Raw genomic sequence first — 19,009 nt, forward strand, 5'->3', positions numbered from 1 at the left:
GAGCAACCCCATAGACCTCATCACAACCAATGAAGCTTATGTGAAGTATGAAATTTAGAGAAATGAGCAACCATGCAACGAAACATAGAGCCCAAACAGATAGGTACAAAGCCCTCACAACATCAACACTCCACTATTAATCGAAAAAATACATAGAAAAATCATCTTCTATTCCACTCAACAGGAACAACTAACTTTGACCAGTCGACGACAGGCGCCACAGGGCGAAGAACTCCGTATATCCGATCAATCTCAGCGTTAGCCGTATTACCCTTACATCGGCTCCAAATCTCACATCCCGCTATAGGAGACTCCACAAGGCCGGCATCACGACTTCCTTTCGCTTTGGCTGCCGCTGCCAGAGCTCTTTTCTGCGCGCCTTCTGAGCTTCCAGCGATGACTGCAGCCGACAATTCGTTGAGCGCCTTGCCATCACCTCCCGAACCGCTCACTGACGAAGCTATCTCATAGAGACTTGAAACAAAAGCAGCATACGCCTTGGGGTGATTATTGGGCTCATCAGGACTTGTTCCATCCCAGAGATGGCCATCTACGCTCCCATAGTGCGTCCCATCGGACTTCACATGTGCAAAGGAATCACCAAATGCATGAAGAATACGTTGATTCTCTGGATCCGAAAGGATATTAGCTTTCACCGTGGGATTGTCATGGTAATACCTGAGCCCAACCAATATTTCTTTGACCTTCTGGCCCAACTCCTTCTGCAGCGCCAGAACTTTTTCAGGATCCTTTTCACCGGTGAGCAGATGATGGGTCTGTTGATAGCCTGCCGAGGAACCGCCATTTACAACATTGTCCTGTGTAATGGCATTTCGCACATCAGTATCCGGCGACCATGCTGCTAGTGCCAATGCCTTAGCATCCTGTTCGCTGAAGTTGGCCAGATAGATAATAGTTGCCATTGTGGAGTAGTGTCCGACCTCCCCCCAATTGTTGTCCACAGCATTCTTCGCCGCACCGCTACCTGCAGCAACGCCGATCAAACTACCGTTGAAAGACCCGATGATCGATCCTCCCGCACCAAGAATAGCGCTGACAACGTCCCGCTCATCCGCGGCCAGCTCCTTGCTGTCCTTGCCGTACAGGAATCTGGCGACCGCAGGTGCCGCGGCCTCCGCACCTCCCGCCGCTATTGCCCCTACAAGCGCGTTGTTACCGCTGCTGGAGGCAACTGCCGCTCCAAGTAAGGCGTGCGCAAGTATGTGAGTCGCACTGCCTTCTTCGCCTCGATTGCCGCCATCCACGGCATTCTTACTCGCATTCTGTTTGAAATACTGCCCGATCTGATAGGAGATCGCAGGCGCCAAAGTCGCTGCTAGAGCTTCTCCGGCCCCTCCGGTCGAAGCGGCCAGACCACCAGCAACTGAGCTGACCAAAACTCCGACCTTCTGCAAACGTTCGATATCTCTGTCCGACTCAAGTGCCATCGCGATTAGTGCTGCCCTATCGTCCAAGCTGAGCGACAAGTTCCGACTTGGATCGGAGAGGATCGCCTTTGCATCCTCCTTGCGTTGCTTTGCCTCGTCGATTAACTGGTTTATTTCTCCGCGAATCTGCTGACCCGCGCTAACTACCGTCCCCGCAGCAGCCGCCATCGCCTGCTGATCAGCCAGCAGCTTGCTGGCATCAGGCAACGCCTCCAGCGCACGATGCGCCGCACTGGCATCGGTGTTGATACCCAGTTCCGCCGCCGTGGTCTGCTTGCCGCCGATGGTGATGTTGCCTTCAGTCAGCGTTGCAAGCGTGGAACTGCTATCGCTGCCGCTCTCCGTCATTGGCGTACCCGGGCCACCGCGCGGAGCGGTAGTGCCTTCCTTCGCGTCCCAACCGTTCATCTTGCCGCCCGCACCACCGCTGATGCTGCCCGAGCTGGCCGAGTAGTCCATCTGGTTCTGCAGATCGCTGAAGGTCAGAGTCTGTGCTGTCAGTTCACTGTTGGCCGCGTTGGTACTGGAAATCGCGCCGCCAATCAGGTTCACGTGTCCAGCATCCACGTGATAGCCACCGTTGCCGGCAAACAAGCCACTCTGCTGGCCCACGCCCTGGTAGCTGCCCTCGGCCTTGCCTGCACTGACATAGCCATCGGCGTTCCACGCGTTGCCGAAGGCCACCTGCACGCGCCCACCCACCTGGCTGTTCCTGGACATGCTCTCGGCAATGTCCTGCAGCGATTCGATCGTCAGCGTGCCGCCGGTCTTGACGTCGATGCGGTCGGCCGTGGCGGTCGCGCCGCGCAACGTGGTGTCACCCTCGGCCTTCAGCGAGATGTTCTGGCCGGTCAGCGTGGTGTTCTGCCAGGTGTTGCTGTCCGAGTTCGCCTTGCTGCTGCCCACGCTGGCTTCGGCATACACATACACGCCCGTCTGCGCGCCCACGACAACGCCAACGCCCACTTCGGCGCCGGCATTGCTGCTCTTGCTGCGGTCTGCCACGTGTGCCTTGCCCGCTTCCAGCAGCACGATGACACTATCAACTCATAGTGCGAGCAACCTCGATATCAAACCTAAACGAAGCGGGTAATTTTCTGTTCATTCTTAAATAATCAGCTATCGAGAAAACCGAGAAGTCTTCGACACCATTCGACGAAACTTCCACTTCGACGATTGATGAGCGATCCACCATCAAAACAAAGCACTCCTCCGCCTGACCAAAGTGATGATGAAGAACCACGACGGTTTGGAAGGCACCCAATTCCGCGAGAAGCCGCTTCCTGATCAAATTCCCGTCCGGGGAATTAATCCAGCCACTTGTTGATTTCAGCCTATTCGCACTATTCGCGGTCAAATCCATATTCATATTCACACACCCGGAAAATCAGTGACTATATTTCCAAACGGTGGTCGCACTACCGAGATCCCCGCCGCTGGATGCGCTGCACTGGCATCGGTATTAATGCCTAGCTCCGCCGCCGTGGCCTGCTTGCCACCGATGGTGATGTTGCCTTCGGTCAGCGTCGCAAGCGTTGAACTGCTGTCGCTGCCGTTCTCCGTCATCGACATGCCTGGGCCGCCGCGGGGGGCGGTAGTGCCCGCCTTCGGGTCCCAACCTTCATCTGCCCGCCCGCACCACCGCTGATGCTGCCCGAGCTGGCCGAGTGGTCCATCTGGTTCTGCAGATCGGTGAAGGTCAGCGTCTACGCGGTCAGCTCACTGTCGCCCGCGTTGGTACTGGCAATGACGCCGCCGATCAGGTTCACGTGTCCGGCGTCGACGTGGTAACCGCCGTTGCCGGCAAACAGCCCGCTTTGCTGGCCCATGCCCTGGTAGCCGCCCTCGGCCTTGCCCGCGCTGGCATAGCCGTCAGCATTTCGGGCGTTGCCGAACGCCACCTGCACGCGGCCACCCTCCTGGCTGTTACACACCTACGTCAGGGATGATCTCGTATTCACACTCGTCACGAATGAGAGCGATCTTAGATATCTTTGAAATGGACGCCACATCCCTGCACGTCGTGCCCGGCCCCACAACTCCATGAATAGTAACTTCATCAAAATATGAAGCCACCCCACCAACCCACCCCCCTACAATGCTGTCAAGTGAAGCCTCCAGGCCCGGGCAATAGATTTCAACACGGGAATCAGGAAATGGATACCGCGACTCACCTACAAGAAAGCACTCCCGACCTCGAATAACCAAGTAACCACTGACAACTGCATTCTTATTGAAAAAATCCGAATTGTCGTCACAGGAAAACAAATCAATAACCTTGCTCATGAAATCACCTACTTTTTAGTGAAAATAGCTTCACCAGAGAATTTTCTCTTGAACTCATCAACCGGAGTAAAGTACTGCCTACCCATAGCGGGATCACGAATTGCAACTACGTACTGTCCATTCCGCATCGTGACACCGTCTACGACGACTGCATGCCCACCACGATCCAAACTCATCCGGACGACTGCTGGATTGCCATTTGCAGTTGCCTCTGCAAGCTCTTTGATGGTAACCCGCATTGCTCTTGTCGCGCCAAGTCCATTGTTTCTTAGAACCTGGGCAAGCACTGGCATAGTGGTTCCCCGCTGGGTGACGTTAGATTGCGAAATGATCGCTCCTACATCCACCGTCTTCCCGGCTGTATCGAGCACCATGGCACACGATGTCGGACCGCAAGTCGGCAGCTGCCCTTGATCGATCAACGTTCTATCGCCAAAGCGCGGAGTGCTTGAGCTTTCAGGATTACCTGGCTCCAGCTTGCCGACAGCCTCGCCGGTTCGACTATCCACGACACCAGCCTTGCCTCCCGCTCCCTCCACTGGCCTAGCAGTTGCCCCCCCCCCCCCCCCGAACTCGCAATTCTGTTCTCGACAGCCACAAGCTTCTTTGCGTTGGCAGCAGCCCTCAACGTCGCAATATCGCCCATGCTGACCAGCGCCAGAGCTGCATCAAGCCCTATGTCCCCCTTGATGAAGCCATTGCCGGCGACGTCCGCCAGGTTCCACTTCTGATTGAAGCCAAGCTGGTAGGTTGTCGCGTCCCAACCGTCGCCAAAGTAGCCAGAAACTCCGGACCAGACGCCTGCCCCCTCTCCTTCAATACGCCCCAACCGCCAATTTCCTGAGCCCTCTGGTAGTCAGCGATTGACCCTTTGACTTCGTTGATGACCCTGTTGTAGAGGTTCATGTTGGCAACAGCCATCACCAAGCCGCCCACATTGGTGCCCGCGCCCGCAATCTGTCCGCCTTGGTTGAACACCAGATTCAGCAGAGCATTGTCAATAGACTCTTGGCCTCTTCCGTTGAGGAAGAGAAATCCGGTGGTGAAAGGATCGCACCGCCCCGCTTCTGCGCAGGTGAGCTTGTAGCGCGCGTCCAATCCAGAAGTGTGCGTAAGGAAATCACCGGCAATTTGTCCGCTATTACCATTCTTCAATGCGGCTGCAGCCAGTTCTGCGCCGTTGTCCTTGATCCACTTGATGTATGTGGACTCGTTCATCGACAGCGACCAGTACGCGTCACCCAGCTTGGTCTGCTCGGCCTTGCAGGCGGGCGAGTCCGACGCCCCCTTGCATGCGGCGATCAGCGCGCTGTTGCGCGCATCTGACAGCGCGGCAAGCTGCTTCTCTTCCGCGCAGCTCTTGCCCTCCTTGGCACAGCTAAGCATCGCGTTGAGGTACTGCATGCGCTCGGCGTGGTTGAGGTAATTGTTCTCGACGGCGTTCTTCGCGATCGTCGCCCCCAACGCCGCCCCCATCACGCCGTCACCACCGATGCCCCCTGCAAGTGCGCCCACGGCCTGACCCAGCGCCTTGACCTGCTGCTCCTGCTCTGGAGTCAACTGCCCGCCATTCTGTTTGGCGTAGTAGTCGCCAAGGAACTTCGCTGCCAGCTCACCCCCACCCGCCGCCAGCGCCCCACTCCCCGCCGAGCCACCATTGGCCTCCGCCAACAATGCTCCCAGCAGTGCGTGCGACAGTATCTGCATGGCCTCAGCCGAGTAGTCCATCTGGTTCTGCAGGTCGCTGAAGGTCAGCGTCTGTGCGGTCAGTTCACTGTTGCCCGCGTTCGTGCTGGCAATCGCGCCACCAATCAGGTTCACGTGCCCGGCATCAACGTGGTACCCGCCATTGTCGGCAAACAAGCCACTCTGCTGGCCCGCGCCCTGGTAGCTGCCCTCGGCCTTGCCGGCACTGACGTAACCGTCGGCATTCCAGGCATTGCCGAAGGCCACCTGCACGCTGCCGCCCACTTGGCTGTTCTTGGACATGCTCTCGGCTATGTCCTGCAGCGATTTGATGGTCAGCGTGCCGCCCGTCTTGACGTCGATGCGGTCAGCCGTCGCGGTCGCGCCACGCAGGGTGGTGTCACCCTCCGCCTTCAACAGCTCAGAGGAGCCACTCCGAGTCAGCCTCATTTTTCCCGGCGGCTCCCAATCCTCAATCCAGGCGCGCACAAGGGGCCAGCCCGCCGCTCAAGAATGAAGCCCATAGGCGTCCATTTCTTTCAAGCTGATAAACTTCAAACTCTCTCCACTCAGCGACGATCCATCCAAGAATTCGCCATATCCGCAAGTGTCACATTGGAATGCAGGCAAAGACCTGGACACTCCAATGTACGCTCGCATATATGTCTCGCCACAGCGGCAGCAGACCCGATCAAACTCAACTGCAATCAACTCCTCCATCAAGTCGCGAACAAATTGAGCAATCACTTCATCACTCGCATTTTCCAGACGGGACGCTCGCGAAGATATACGATCAACATCTGCCTCACTAATGTCTGCGAGAGGATATTCGCTTGCACGCCCCGTCATATCCGCGATCGAATTAAACCCATAACTCAGGAACGGCTCTCTGCGGACCTCGTTTCCGCACTTTGCCATCCATTGCAGCAGCGCCTCAACAACACCCCTGCCACCGTCATCAGGAGCTACCGCAGCAAGCAGCAGCACCAAGCTACCCCGCAAATCATCTGGTAATCGGGCCATCACCACCTGCCTCTCACAGGATATCCCGCATTCAGACCTCCAGCCTTGCAACTAAATAATTTTGCTGCACTTCTTTAGTACGACTGGCAATAAACCCAATATCCGCCTCAGCACCCACCTCATTGCGCAGAACTACATCAACTCACCCCAGATAGCCACCTCGCCAAAATCACCGCTACAAATTAGATATCGTAACCGGCAATTCTCATATGCTCAATGACAGCACGATCAAATTCCTCGTCGCCAATCCCCCTAACTGACCTGACACTCCTCCAATTCCAAATCAACGGGAGAATCTTACTATCCAACAAATCATACTCAACCAATAATAAATTGGCCAAATCATACTTATCCAGATCAGGGCGACGAACAAGGACGGCGTTTAGTACGCGACTCGGCGCATCACCAGAGAGGATGCCAGTAAATAGTTTATTTTCCAAATGTGCACCAAAAGATGAACACATGCACCGCCACCACTTACTGATTAGAAACCAGAAACTCTGACTCAGTCAGTGCGCACCGCCCCCCCATTCGCCAAAATTCAAAATAGGGATCAAAATCCACATCCAATTCAAACAGAGAACTACCGATGTACCATGCCAAATAATAATCGGCAGCCAAGCCATAAAGCGCCTCGAACAGCGCATACACCTGGTCGGATTCAGATATTCTACTCCCCCTTACAGAGTCACCAATTCCGTCAAATAGCCAATATTGAGGAATATCCATGCGAAGCACGGAATCCAGATCACTCCCGGCGACAAAAACTACCTCCGCACGCCTGCAAATTCCTTCAATTTCGACCTCACCGATCCTCCTACATATTTCCTCCTGCCCTCTTAGCCACTCGCTCCCAAGCCTAACAATTTCCTCCCTGGACGTGGAGAACCGTGGAAGCAGGTACAACGATCCGTCCAATCTACCGGAAGAAATAACCTTAATCGCGCGCTCATGCAAATCCGCCGAGGACGAGAAATAACTAAATATCTTTCGAAGCTCAGAATCGCTCCCATGTTCTTTCAACAAACCCAAAAAATGAGACTTATCGAACACAGCGACCCCTTCACAGAACGCGCACCAGTCAGACAAAAGCGTACTCACATCTACATCCCTCCAGATTTCGGAAGCGGCGGAAGCAGGCCGGGATCAATCTTCCACCGATCCCTCAGAATTATAATACTCGAATTGAATTCTTCGAGCGACTTACTTTCGTCAATTATCCGCCCCAACTCATTATGGAAAGTTCCAGAGCCGTGACCACCATGACCACCCAGCTTTCCATCAGCAGGATTGGTCCATCTCAGCTCTTCTGTCTTGGTTCTGAACCTCTTGATCTCCTCCATAGAAACACCCCATTTTTTGAAATCAGGAGCTCTACAGACCATGCACCATTCGTGCAGTCCGCCAGGTTGACGTATGCGGGCTTCTATAGCGTCTCGAACTCCCTTATTCCCCCAAAGGACTTCTAATTCCGTAGAAGAAAGCTGATCGAACCAACGATTGAACTCTCCATTTCGAACACTGGGAACTTTCCCATTGGGAAGCAGCTGCTCCAGCGATCGAGCCGGAACCTCCGACGCTGCGGCGCCGCGTTTCAAGGCCGAATCGGCGGTCGCATTCAATACTGACTTGAGAATCTCATCCGATCGGCGCCCTGCCTCCCTCGCGACAGATCCTGCGATCTCCACGCCCACTTCGCTAACGATCTTCGCTCCAGGCATGCGTACCGGAATCAAGAACGTTGCGGCGGTAATTGCGGCACCGTTGCCATCTCCCCGCGATAGGCTGGCAATCATGCTGCCTGCAGCCCCAACATCACCGCTGAAACCTTCAAGCATCATCTGGCCGTCACGACCGCGCCCAACTGTACCTCTCAGGTTATTCAGATCAAAAAAGGTGTAGTTCAGATCATCTCTGGAGACACCAGCAGCGAGCAAGGAGTTAAAGACCTGCCGGTACAGCGCGTCGTCCTTGAGCAGCTCGTTCCCATAGAGATTGAAATTGTTGTACTCGACCTCCGTCGCGCCGAACCCGTACCTCCCCCCCATGGTGCTAAGGAACGCTGTGGCTGCGTCATCCACGTTCTCATTACCAATCAATTTATTGACTCTTGCATCAACGCGTGAAGCCCCCTCAACTATCAGCCTGCGGCGAGCTTCGTCTTCACTTATTCCTTCCTGTTTGGCAAACGCTGCCGCGTGAGTGTTGATCCACACCACTTCATCGGGATGCAACTGACGATTGAACCGGTCTCCCAGCAACGCGACCGCTGCACCATCACTGCCACCTATCACGCCCCCCAAGGCAGCGCTGGCGATCTCAATCAAACTGTTGAACTCAGCACTACGTGGATCCATTCCCTGCCCCGTGAGGAACCTGATCATCGCGTCCTTGGCCAGCTCGGAACCGGCTGCGCCAGCTGCAGCGCCACCAATATCTCCACCGCTCAATGCCGCCACCGCTGCGCCGGTCAGGCCGTGCAACAACACCTTGTTGCGTCCACCTTCACCCCACTGCTCAATCCGGCGAAGCGCATCGGCCTCGGCCTCGGCATCGCCATTGGCACGGGCCACTTCCAGGTCTGCATTTGCCTGGGCAGTTTTGTTTGCGGCCAAGTTGCCGATCACTTCAAAGCCGATTGCCCCCAGCATCTGGGTCAGTTCCTGCCTCTCCTGCACCTTTCTCTCGTCAAAGATCGGCGCAAAGCCATTGGCGTTGTCCAAGCCCGTCACGCCACGCTGCAAACCTGCCAGTGCGGAGTCGTCACCGCTGCGGATCTCGACCGTTCCATCTGCCAAGCCACTGCGAGTTGTGGAACTCTTGCTGTCCCCTGTCGGCAGACCGGGCACCAGTGACGGATCGAACGAGAAGCCATCCGAGGGATTGCCACCGCCGCTTGTACCGCCACTGACGGACGCAGAAAGGAACTCGGCACGATTCTTCAGCTCCTCGAACGACAGGCTGCCCGTAGACAGCTGATTCTTCGACGGATCCGCCGTACTGCCGATCACAGCGCCAGCGAGGTGGGTATTGCCCCCAACCTGCAGCTGGAATCCGCCGCTACCCGCTGCGATTCCTGTCTGCTCGCGAACACTGCGATAGTCACTGTCGATCATGCTGGCACTACCGCTGGCGCTGCCCTCAAAGCCGTAGCCGATGGTCGCCTCGCCCTTCGCAGCCAGCTGTTCGGTCTTGTAGCGGTCTGTGTCCTGCTCGCTGCGCAACGTCAAATCGCCGGTTACACGTCCGACCACTTGGTCGGCCAGGAGCTGTGCGCCTTGCAAGGTGGTATTGCCGCCACTGGTGAAGGTCAGCCTGTCGCCGGCCTGGATGATGCTCTCGTTGTGGAGGGTGCCCTCGCCGTCCGCCTTGCCGCGCGCAGCGTTCGCGCCCACGTAAACACCGATGGCGGCACCTCCACCACTGCTGCCACTGATGGCAACGCCCACCTCCCCGCCCAGCGACTGGTTTCGGCTCTCCTGAGAGTAGCGATCTTCACTGCTACGGATGATCAGGTCATTGGCTGCAGCCAGATCGACATTGCGGCCGGAAATCTGGCTGCCGACAATCGTCAGGTCGCCGCCGGTCGCAGCAACAACAACGTCGCCCTCGCTCTTCAGCAGGCTGCCCCGGTGCGTTGTCTGCTCCATCACGCTCTCAGAGCGGGACCGCTGGCTGCCAACCGTCACTCTGACATTCAAGCCGGCACCGCCCTCGCCGTTGCCCGACTGCTGGCCAACCGCTTCGGCGACGGCTATCGCTCCTTGAGCAGCTTTGTACGCATAAAGTGCTTTCAGGCGATCATCTTCGACTTCATCTGCTCTCTTGGCGGTCGCATAGACCGCCCTCGCGCTTTGCGCGGTATCAACGCTGGCACCGCCCAACGCGATATTCAGACCGGACTGGCGGAAGTAGCTATTGTCGGTGTATGTCGTTTGTTGCTCGGCAGCATCAATGAGCACGTCCTTGCCAATCATCGTGATGCCCGTCTTGGACAGCACATCCGATCCCCCCAGGTGCAAGGTCTGCCCGGCAGAGAGCGTCACGCTCCCTTGCGCGCTGCCAATGAGACTTCCTTCGGCGAGCGTTTCAGTCAACGAGTTGCTGTTTCCGTTGCTACGGCTCCCAAACGTCACGCCGAAGCTGCCGTTCATGCCTCCCAGAAGGCCAGATTTCTTGCGGTCGCTGCTGTGTTGTTCGGAATGAGTTGATTCGGCAGCCAGAATGCTGAGATTGCCCTTGGCTGCCATCAGAACGTCGGCGGTCGCCGCTACCTTGGCCCCCTCAACAGTAATGTCCCGGCCGGCTCCAATGATTACTTTCTCTCCCGAGAGCGTGGTGCCGATTCCCAGGACGTCCTGCGTGGCGTCATGCGTTGCGGTTCGGGTGCTTGATGTGAGCCCGCGCTTCTTGCTCTGAGCATCCTTTTCCCAGGTGTGCGACTCCTGCGCGGCAAGCAGATTGACGTCCCGCTCCGCACCAATGCTGAGCATGCCTTGGTCGCTCCTTACGCCAGCTGCTATCAGGGTGAGATCACGCCCTGCACTCAGAGCGATATCTCCCCCCGCCCGCAACTGGCTCCCGCGCACCGTCTCGTCGCTCTGACTGACCTGCAGCGAGCTACGCTTGCCCGCACTGGCGAAGTCACGGCTCTCGCTGTCTACCAGTGCCTGGCTGGTGATGTCGCCCTCCGCCTGCAGCGCCATGTCGCCACCAGCCTGCACCTGGGCCGCAGCCAGGTTGATGTCCTTGCCCGCGGCCAGCACGACGTCGCCCCCCGCCTCGATGGAGGTCACCGCATGGGTAGTCTTGCTGGTGCGGACATGGTTGCGGTCATCGAAGGTGCTGTCGGTGCTTCGGCTCAGGGTCTGTGCCCCCAGAGCCAGATTGCCACCAGCAGCCAACTGGACAGAACCATCGATGCCCGCATTGCGGATCTGCGCGGCCTGCAGGCTGATGTCACCGCCGGCCACCACCGACAACACGCCATCGCCGCTTGGGTTGGTCACATACAGTCCGGCGACACGATCAAGCTGGGTAATCTCGAACGCATGCGTTCCACCTGCGCCGAGGGTCTCCACGGTCGAGGCCACCGTGACATTGCCCGCCGCCTGCACCGACAGCGCATCGGTCGCCGTCACGGTCGCGCCGGCAATGCGGATGTCCTTGTCCGACGCCAACCCGACGTACTGTCCGGAAATGCTGCCGCCCAGGTGTTCGATGTTGCCGGCATCGATGGTCACCAGCTTGCGGCCAGCGATGTCACCGGTGTTGACCAGGCCATTGGCCAACTTGATATCGACGTTGGCGCCTGCAAGTAGCGTCCCCTGTCCATCCAGATCGCCCGGGCGCAGGCGCAGGTAGACCTGCGGCACCAGTGCGGTGGTGGTGCTGCCGTCGGCCAGCGTCACGGTCTGCTCGACGAGCCAGACAATGTCACTGGTCAGCTGCGCCATCTGCGCCTCGGTCAGCGCCACGCCGGGGCGCAGGCCCCATTCGCTGGCCACGGTAGCGCCGGCTTCCAGCAGCGCGCGGTACTGCGCCTCGTCGCTGGCGTAACCGTCCAGGAAGCGGCGTCCGGTCAACTCGCCGATCTGCTCGCGCACCAGCTTCTGTTCGTAGTAGCCGTCACCCAGCCGCTTCTGCACGGTATCGGGCGAGTAGCCCATCTGCCCCAGCAGGTGGTCCGAGCTCAGCCACGTCTTGTGGTCGGTGAAACGCGGATCGGTTTCAACCAGATAGTTGCCGCCGTTGCGGTTGACGTTGAACAGGCTGGCCGTGGGTGCACGGGTGTCCGGCGCGCCCATCGCAATGCGGTCCGGCGAGCCGCCGGCGGCGGCGACCACGCGCGCCCCGGATGCGGCGCCATTGCCGGCGATGCCCCCGACCGTGCCGCCCTGCTGCATGCCAGCGGCATCTGCCGCCTGTGCCAGCGCGCGTTCCGCCCCCGTCCCTCCGCTGTGGCCCGGTCCCTGCGCACCGTTATGGCCAGGGCCGTCCGGCAGCGTCTTCGGCCCCTGCACGTTGAGGTTGGCCATAGCCGCGCCATCCTGCACGTTGGGTGCGTTGCGCCCTTGGTTGAGGTTGCTCAGATCGCCGACGTCGATGCTGAGCGTACCGTTGGCAGTGATCTGCCCGCCCAGTTGACCGATCTTTTCGGAAATGGGTGCTGCTTCCCACTGCGTGCGGGTGCCGTTGTAGGCAATCGATGTGTTGTTGAACGTATGCGTTCGAAACAGCTCCACGCCTTCATTGCGCACACGGCTGTCCGCGCCGTGGCCAACGATCTGCATATTGCCGCCGGCAGCGATCTGCGCGTAGAGGTTGTTCAGATCATCTACCGAAAGGCGCATGTTGCCACCCGATCGAATGACCGCATCGGCGCCGACGCCGGACTGCAGCTGGTCCTCGTAGGCGACATGGTGCGCCAGGCGGTTCTGCTCGTTGAGGCTGGTTTCCTGGGTGTGCTGGCGCCGCCCGAAGATGGTCGCGTCTGGGTTGTTGAAGCCGGCGGGGGTGATGAACTGGATGCACGTGGTACTGCAGGTTCCGTACGCGTTGGAGAACGTCAGACGGTCGGTCTGGTAGGTGAACTTCTCCTTGGACTTGAGCACATCGAAGGGATCGCCACCTGCCACCTGGTCCGGATTGGCGGCAGTACCCTTGCTTACGTAGTAGATCGTGACCGTCCCGTTCACCGGATCCATGCGCCAGCGCTCGCCACGCACGTCATAGCCCAAGCCGCCGGAGCCGAAGAAGAAGCGCGAGGTGTTCGCAGTCAGGCGGATCACCGCCTTGCCCAGCCGGGTGCCGTCGGCGGCAATGAAGGGTTCATCCTGCAGCACGTCTTCCGGCGCGATGTAGTAGAACTCCCATGCTTTGTAGTTGCTGGTGTCGCTGACCGTTCCCGCCGTGTTCTTGCTGTTCTTCTGCCACGACGCAACCGTCATGCTCGCGGTGGTGTCGATCGTCTTTGTCGAAACGACCGACACGTTCTCACGGATGTTGTTGATCACGCCCGCATCGATCGTCAGGTTGCCGCTTACATCAATGATCGAACCGATGTTGTCGATCCTGCCGGCCGTGCCCGCGGCAATGCGATCAGCCCCCAGCGATCCACCGATGGCCGCGTCGCCGCCGCTGTAGATCAGGCCCTTGCCGGTGTTCTGCAGTTCGCGCACGCCCAGGTCCAGGCGCTCGCGCGCGGCCACGGTGCCGACGCGGGTGGCACCGTTGGCATCCTCGGCATGGTTCTTCAGCACGCCGGCCGAGATCGCCACGTGGTCGCCATAGATGCGGCCGGTGCCAAGGTTGTCCAGCACGTCGGCTTCGAGGTGGGTCACCTTGCCGTCGATCAGGCCGCGATTGGTCAGCTGGCCGCGTGCATTGAGATGGGTGATGCCTTCGCTGGAGATCTCGCCGTTGGCCGCGTTGGTGATGTTCTGCGCGTTGAGATCGAGGTTGCCGCCACGCAGTACGCCCTGGTTGTCCAGGTCGCCGGACAGATGCAGGGCCAGCGTGCCGTTGGCCACCCATTCGCCGCGGTTGCTCAGGCCCTGCTGCAGGGTCAGGCTCAAGTCGCGCTGGGCGTGTACCTGGCCGTCCTCGCTGAGCGCGCGTGCCACCAGGGTCTGGCTGCCATCGGCCCGCAGCAGGCCGCCACTGTTGGCAACACTGTCGGCACTGCTGTCGAGGTTGCCGCCGGTGGTGATGACACCCCCGTTGTTCTGCAGCTGGCCGTTGACCTGCAACCGCGCGCCGCCATCGGTGACGATCTGTCCCTGGCTGTTGTCCAGCCACTGCGTTCCGAACTGCAGCTGGCCTGCCTGCAGGCCGCGGGTGCCATCTCCGCCGCGGGTGTTGCGGTTGTCGACGCTGGCTGCGGTGAGGGTCAGCAACTGGCCGGCGGCGATCGCGCCGGCAGTGTTGTCCAGGTGCCCGCTCAGGGTCAGGTCGAGATTGCGCCCGGCCTGCACGCGCCCGGCGCCGTTGGCCAGCGTCGTCGCCTGCAGCGACAGGCCCGCCGCGCTGGCAAGCGTACCGCCGGCGCTGTTGTCGGCACTGGCCAGCACCAGCCGCGCATCGCCCTGTGCGTTCAGCGTGCCACCTCGGTTGTCCAGCGCACCAGCGTCCAGCTGCAGTGTGCCCGCCGCCAACAGGCCACCACTGCTGGCGGTGTCCCGGTTGTCGATGGTCTGCCCAGCGGTATCGATTCGGAGATCGGCGGCCGACTGCACCCGGCCACCCTGGTTGAGCAGCGCGCCACTGTGCACGGTCAGCGCACCCTTCTGCGTACCCAGCGTACCTGCGCTGTTGTCCAGCCGTTGGCCGCGGGTATCGACGGTCAGCCGCCCCCCCAGCAGCGTGCCGCGCTGGTTGTCGAGGCCAGTGGCCTGCAGCTGCAGCAGCTCGCCGGCCTGCATCGCGCCATCGCTGTTGTCCACGCCTGCAACCGTGGTCAGCAGCAGGTTCTTGCCTGCCACCACCGTGCCATGCCGGTTGTCGAGGCTGGCAGCGTCCAGCGTCATCGCACCGGCGCTGGACAGCAGGCCCTGGCTGCCGTTGTCGAGGCGACCGTCGATGCCCAGTACCAGCTCGCTGCCACCGGCGTGGACGGTACCGCCGAGGTTGTCGAGGCTGGCGGCATTGATCGTGCCCGCGCCACCCAGCAGGATGCGCCCGCTCTGGTTGTCCAGTGCGTGGCCGATGGCCAGGGTGGAACGGCCGCTGCCGGCACCCTGCAGGGTGCCCTGCGCATTGATCAGCTGCTGCGCGGAAACGTCGAGCACACCATTGCTGGCCAGCGAGCCGCCGCGATTGTCCAGCAGCCCCTGCACCCGCAGGCGCAGTGCTTCTTCGCCGGTGGCAGTGAGCGCACCGCCGGCGGTGGTCAGGCTATCGGCGTCGATATCGATGCGGCGCGCCGAGGTGGTCGCCTTCGACAGATCGAGGGTCTTGCCCTCCAGCACCAACGTGCCATTGCTGAGCACGCTGCCACCCGACCCCAGCAGGGTCTGTGCGAGCACCTGCAACTGGCCGCTGCCGGCGTGCTGGATCTTGCCTGCGCTGTTGTCCAGCGTCTGCGCCTGCAGCGTCAGGTCACCATTGCTGGCCAGCGTACCGCCGGCATTGCCCAGCGTGGTGGCATGGATGCGGCTGGCACCCTCGCCACTTGCGATGATGCGGCCGCCGGTGTTGTCCAGCGTTCCGGCCTCGAGGTCGAAGCGATCAGCCCCCAGCGTTGCGTCGCGATGGTCTACCTCATCCGCGCGCAGGGTCAGCGTAGCCGCAGAGACCAGCGTGCCCTTGCTTCCATCCAGGCGGGCCGTGGTGATATCCAGGCCCTGGTTGCCGGCCTGGCGGATGGCACCGGCGGTATTGTCCAGCTGTGCGGCAGTGAGGGTCAGCCGGTTGGCATTGCTGGCGATGGTGCCTTCATGGTTGTCCAGCGTACCGTTGACCTGCAACGTGCTGTCGGCTGCACCGGCAGCACTGAGCGTGCCCTTGCGGTTGAGCAGTTCACCGGCCCGCACATCCAGGGCGCCGTTGCCTGCGATCGTGCCGCCGCTGTTGTCCACGGTCTGTGCCACGCGCAACTGCAGTGCATCGCTGCCGGTGGCGCTGAGATTGCCGCCGGCGTTGTCCAAGCGTTCGGCATTGATCGCAATGTGCTCTGCCTGGGTGGTACTGCCGGCGCCCAGCACCAGCTCGCCGCCGTCAAGCATCAGCGACGACTGGCTGAGAATCCGCCCGGCTGCGCCCTGCAACGCATCGGCACGGATCTGCAGCGAGCCGCTGCCGGCGTGCTCGATTGCACCGCTGCGGTTGTCCAGCCGCGCCGCCTGCAGCAGCACGTCGCCCGTGCCGGCCAGGCGGCCGCCGTTGCTGTTGTCCAGCAGTTCGCGGGCCTGCACCTGCAACAGACCGTTCCCCGCCGCAAGCACCTTGCCGCCCTGGTTGAGCAGGCTGCCGACGTGCAGCTGCAACTGGCCATTGCCAGAGATCGCACCGGCGCCGTTGTCCAGTGCGTCGCGCACGGTCAGTGTCGCGCCCTGGCTACCGGCCGACTGCAGCGTGCCCTTCTGGTTGTCGATGCGGCCCGCATCGATGCGCAGGCCCGCGTTGCCAAGCACCTGCCCGCCCTGGTTGTCGAAGGTGCCACGTACATCCAGCGCCAACTCGGAATTGCCGAGCGACACGATGTGGCCACCGGCGTTGCGCAGGCCGTCGGCCTGGATCTGCACGCTCTGCGCCGAGGTGGTGCCGCCACTCACATCCAGCTGGCCACCGGTCAGCGACAGGTCACCGTTGCTGAGCAGGCGGCCCTCGCTGCCACGCAGCGTATCGGCGTGTACACGCAACGCGCCGTTGCCGGCCTGCTGCAGCAGGCCCTTGCTGTTGTCCAGCGTCCCCGCCGAGACGGTCAGCTCGCCATTGCCGGCCACGGTGCCACCAGCACTGTTGTCCAGCGTACCGGCGCGCAGCATGCTGCCCTGGTTGCCCAGCGACAGCAGGCTGCCGCCGCGGTTGTCCAGCGTGCCGGCGACGATCTGGAACTGCGCTGCAGTGAGCGTGCCATTGCGCACGTCCGCATTGCCCACCGTCCAGTCCAGGCGACCGAGCGTGCTCAGGCGACCGCCGGCACCGGTCCAGTCGCCCGTGGTCAGCAACAGGCCGCCGTTACCGGCATGCTCGATGCGGCCACCGGCGTTGAAGACCCGACCTGCCCCCAGCGTCAGGCGCTCGGCATTGGTCGCCAGCAGGCCGCCCTCGTTGTTGAACGCGCCTTGCACTGTCCATGCCGACTCGGCACTGCCGGCATGGCGCAGCTCGCCTGCCCGGTTGTCCAGCGACTGTGTCTGCAGCTGCAGCGCACCGGCCACACTCAGCGCGCCCTTCTGGTTGGACAGCGCCCCCAGCTGCAGCGCAGCGTCACCGTGCACCTGCAGTGTGCCGCCATCGTTGTTCAGATCGCCCGTGGCGCGCAGCGAGGCCACACCAAGGCGGCCTCCGTTGTTGTCCAGACCATTGCCCGCAACCAGCGAAACACGACCGCCGTTGCTGATGCTGCCGCCGTCGTTGTCGAGCGTGCCGGCAATGTCCAGCACACCGGCGGCCAACGGAACAGCCGGCGTCACCGGCGTACCGCCGCCAGTGCCGGTACCCGGTGTACCCGGGGTACCCGTGCCGGGCGTGCCGGTTCCGGGTGCACCGGTACCTGGCGTTCCGCCGCTTCCCGGCGAGGTGCCACTGGGGGTACCGCCGGAGCCGCCCGACGCCACCGCATCCAGCGCACCGATCAGGCCTTCGCTGCGATTGCTCACGCTGCCTGCTGTGAGGCTCAACGCCTGCACGCCGGTCTGCTCGATGGCACCGCCACGGTTGCGCAGGGCCTGTGCCTGCAGCTGCAGGCGCTGTGCATTGAGCTTGCCGCCGCTGTTGTCCAGCGTGCCACCGGAGGTGATCGCAGCTTCATGCGTGGCAGCGATGGTGCCGGCATTGGCCAGATCGCCGCTCGCCTGCACGCGCACGTTCTGCAGTGACTGCAGCGCGCCGGTGTTCTCCAGCCGGCCATCCACCGTGACCACGAGTTCGCCGGCCTGGGCACCGATGCTGCCGGCATTGCGCACGCCCACGCCGTGTTCATTGCCGACCAGCCAGATCTTGTTGGCGAACATGCCACCCAGCGCGCCCACGTCCAGCGCAAAGGTCGGCGCTTCGCCGCTGGCCGTCGCAGCGTTGACCTGGCTGTGGTCGGCACTGACCACGTTGTTGCCGAGGGTCGCCTGCAGCTGGTTGGCCCAGATGCCGGCGTTGACCTTCAGCGATCGGGTGATCAGGTCGGTGTAGTCGGCGCGGCTGGCATCAAGGCCATCGCCGTTGACCTCGATTGCCCCACCACTGACCCGATAACCTTCCAGCGAACCGCTGCCGCTGAACACCGGCGTGCCGGTGGTGAGCGTGACGCGGCTGGCATTGAGGAAACCGCCACCGTTGACCTGGATGCCGGCAGGATTGGCGATGATCACCTCGGCGCGCTGTCCGGCCACTTCCACGTAGCCATTGAGCCGGCTGGCCGGGCCGTTGACCTCGTTGAGGATGACCCGGGCGCTGCCGGTGGCGAGCCACGGATTGCCCTGCACCCAGCCACCCAGCTGCGTCTGCACCTGGCCACGCGCGTTGTTGAGGATCACGCCCTCGCGGCCGACATCGAACTGCGAGTAACGGTTGCGCGAAACACCACCGGCCGATGGCGTGGTGATGTTGACCATCGGCACACCGTTCGGCGCGGTGACCACGGTGGGGCGCTCACGGCCGGGCGCGTTGGGATCGGACACGATGTGGCCGACCGATTGCGCTGCAGCCACGGGCGCCAGGCTGACCCATCCCAACGCGCACATCAGCGCGAAGCCGAGCGGCGACACGGCTGCCGTCTGCCGGCCGGCGACCTGGCCGACCAGGCCGCCACCGCCTTTCACCAGTTCCGAAGCGACCTGCCACACGCGCAGCGCGCGGTTGAAAACCAGGCGATAGATGCTGTTCATTTCACGAATCCTTGTGCCAGA

Annotated in this window: 10 protein-coding genes; all 10 read right to left on the reverse strand. The window is 61.1% G+C overall.

Features of this window, described 5'->3' with window-relative positions; all coding sequences use genetic code 11:
* Positions 1-161 precede the first annotated feature (161 nt).
* The 10 genes from AC3WTC_RS16615 to AC3WTC_RS16660 all read right to left on the reverse strand — a co-directional run bounded on the left by AC3WTC_RS16615 (position 162) and on the right by AC3WTC_RS16660 (position 18,988).
* Positions 162-2,480 (reverse strand): hemagglutinin repeat-containing protein, encoded by a 2,319-nt coding sequence (locus AC3WTC_RS16615; protein ID WP_492711995.1) that lies wholly within the window; start codon positions 2,478-2,480, stop codon positions 162-164.
* A 10-nt stretch (positions 2,481-2,490) separates the two neighbouring features.
* Complete coding sequence (locus tag AC3WTC_RS16620) at positions 2,491-2,817, reverse strand: hypothetical protein (RefSeq protein WP_223482142.1); 327 nt, start codon at positions 2,815-2,817, stop codon at positions 2,491-2,493.
* Positions 2,818-2,819: 2 nt separating this feature from the next.
* A complete protein-coding gene (locus tag AC3WTC_RS16625; protein ID WP_133119323.1) occupies positions 2,820-3,014 on the reverse strand; it encodes a hypothetical protein in 195 nt (64 codons plus the stop codon).
* 140 nt (positions 3,015-3,154) lie between these two features.
* A complete protein-coding gene (locus tag AC3WTC_RS16630; RefSeq protein ID WP_099783293.1) occupies positions 3,155-3,355 on the reverse strand; it encodes a hypothetical protein in 201 nt (66 codons plus the stop codon).
* A gap of 19 nt (positions 3,356-3,374) precedes the next feature.
* Positions 3,375-3,734, reverse strand: coding sequence for a hypothetical protein (locus AC3WTC_RS16635; protein ID WP_133119322.1), 360 nt, complete (start codon positions 3,732-3,734; stop codon positions 3,375-3,377).
* Positions 3,735-3,742: 8 nt separating this feature from the next.
* Positions 3,743-4,243 carry a cysteine peptidase family C39 domain-containing protein gene (locus AC3WTC_RS16640; protein WP_492711997.1) on the reverse strand — a complete coding sequence of 167 codons (501 nt, stop codon included), beginning with the start codon at positions 4,241-4,243 and terminating at the stop codon, positions 3,743-3,745.
* Between the two features lie 166 nt (positions 4,244-4,409).
* Positions 4,410-5,909, reverse strand: coding sequence for a VENN motif pre-toxin domain-containing protein (locus AC3WTC_RS16645; RefSeq protein ID WP_492711998.1), 1,500 nt, complete (start codon positions 5,907-5,909; stop codon positions 4,410-4,412).
* A gap of 18 nt (positions 5,910-5,927) precedes the next feature.
* On the reverse strand, positions 5,928-6,443 hold the full coding sequence (locus AC3WTC_RS16650; RefSeq protein WP_492712000.1) for a hypothetical protein: 516 nt from the start codon (positions 6,441-6,443) through the stop codon (positions 5,928-5,930).
* A gap of 477 nt (positions 6,444-6,920) precedes the next feature.
* Positions 6,921-7,544 carry a hypothetical protein gene (locus AC3WTC_RS16655; protein ID WP_080149388.1) on the reverse strand — a complete coding sequence of 208 codons (624 nt, stop codon included), beginning with the start codon at positions 7,542-7,544 and terminating at the stop codon, positions 6,921-6,923.
* Between the two features lie 2 nt (positions 7,545-7,546).
* Positions 7,547-18,988 carry a hemagglutinin repeat-containing protein gene (locus tag AC3WTC_RS16660; RefSeq protein WP_492712002.1) on the reverse strand — a complete coding sequence of 3,814 codons (11,442 nt, stop codon included), beginning with the start codon at positions 18,986-18,988 and terminating at the stop codon, positions 7,547-7,549.
* Between the last annotated feature and the right edge of the window lie 21 nt (positions 18,989-19,009).

It is taken from the genome of Stenotrophomonas sp. FW305-C-20-S1 (genome assembly GCF_058783335.1).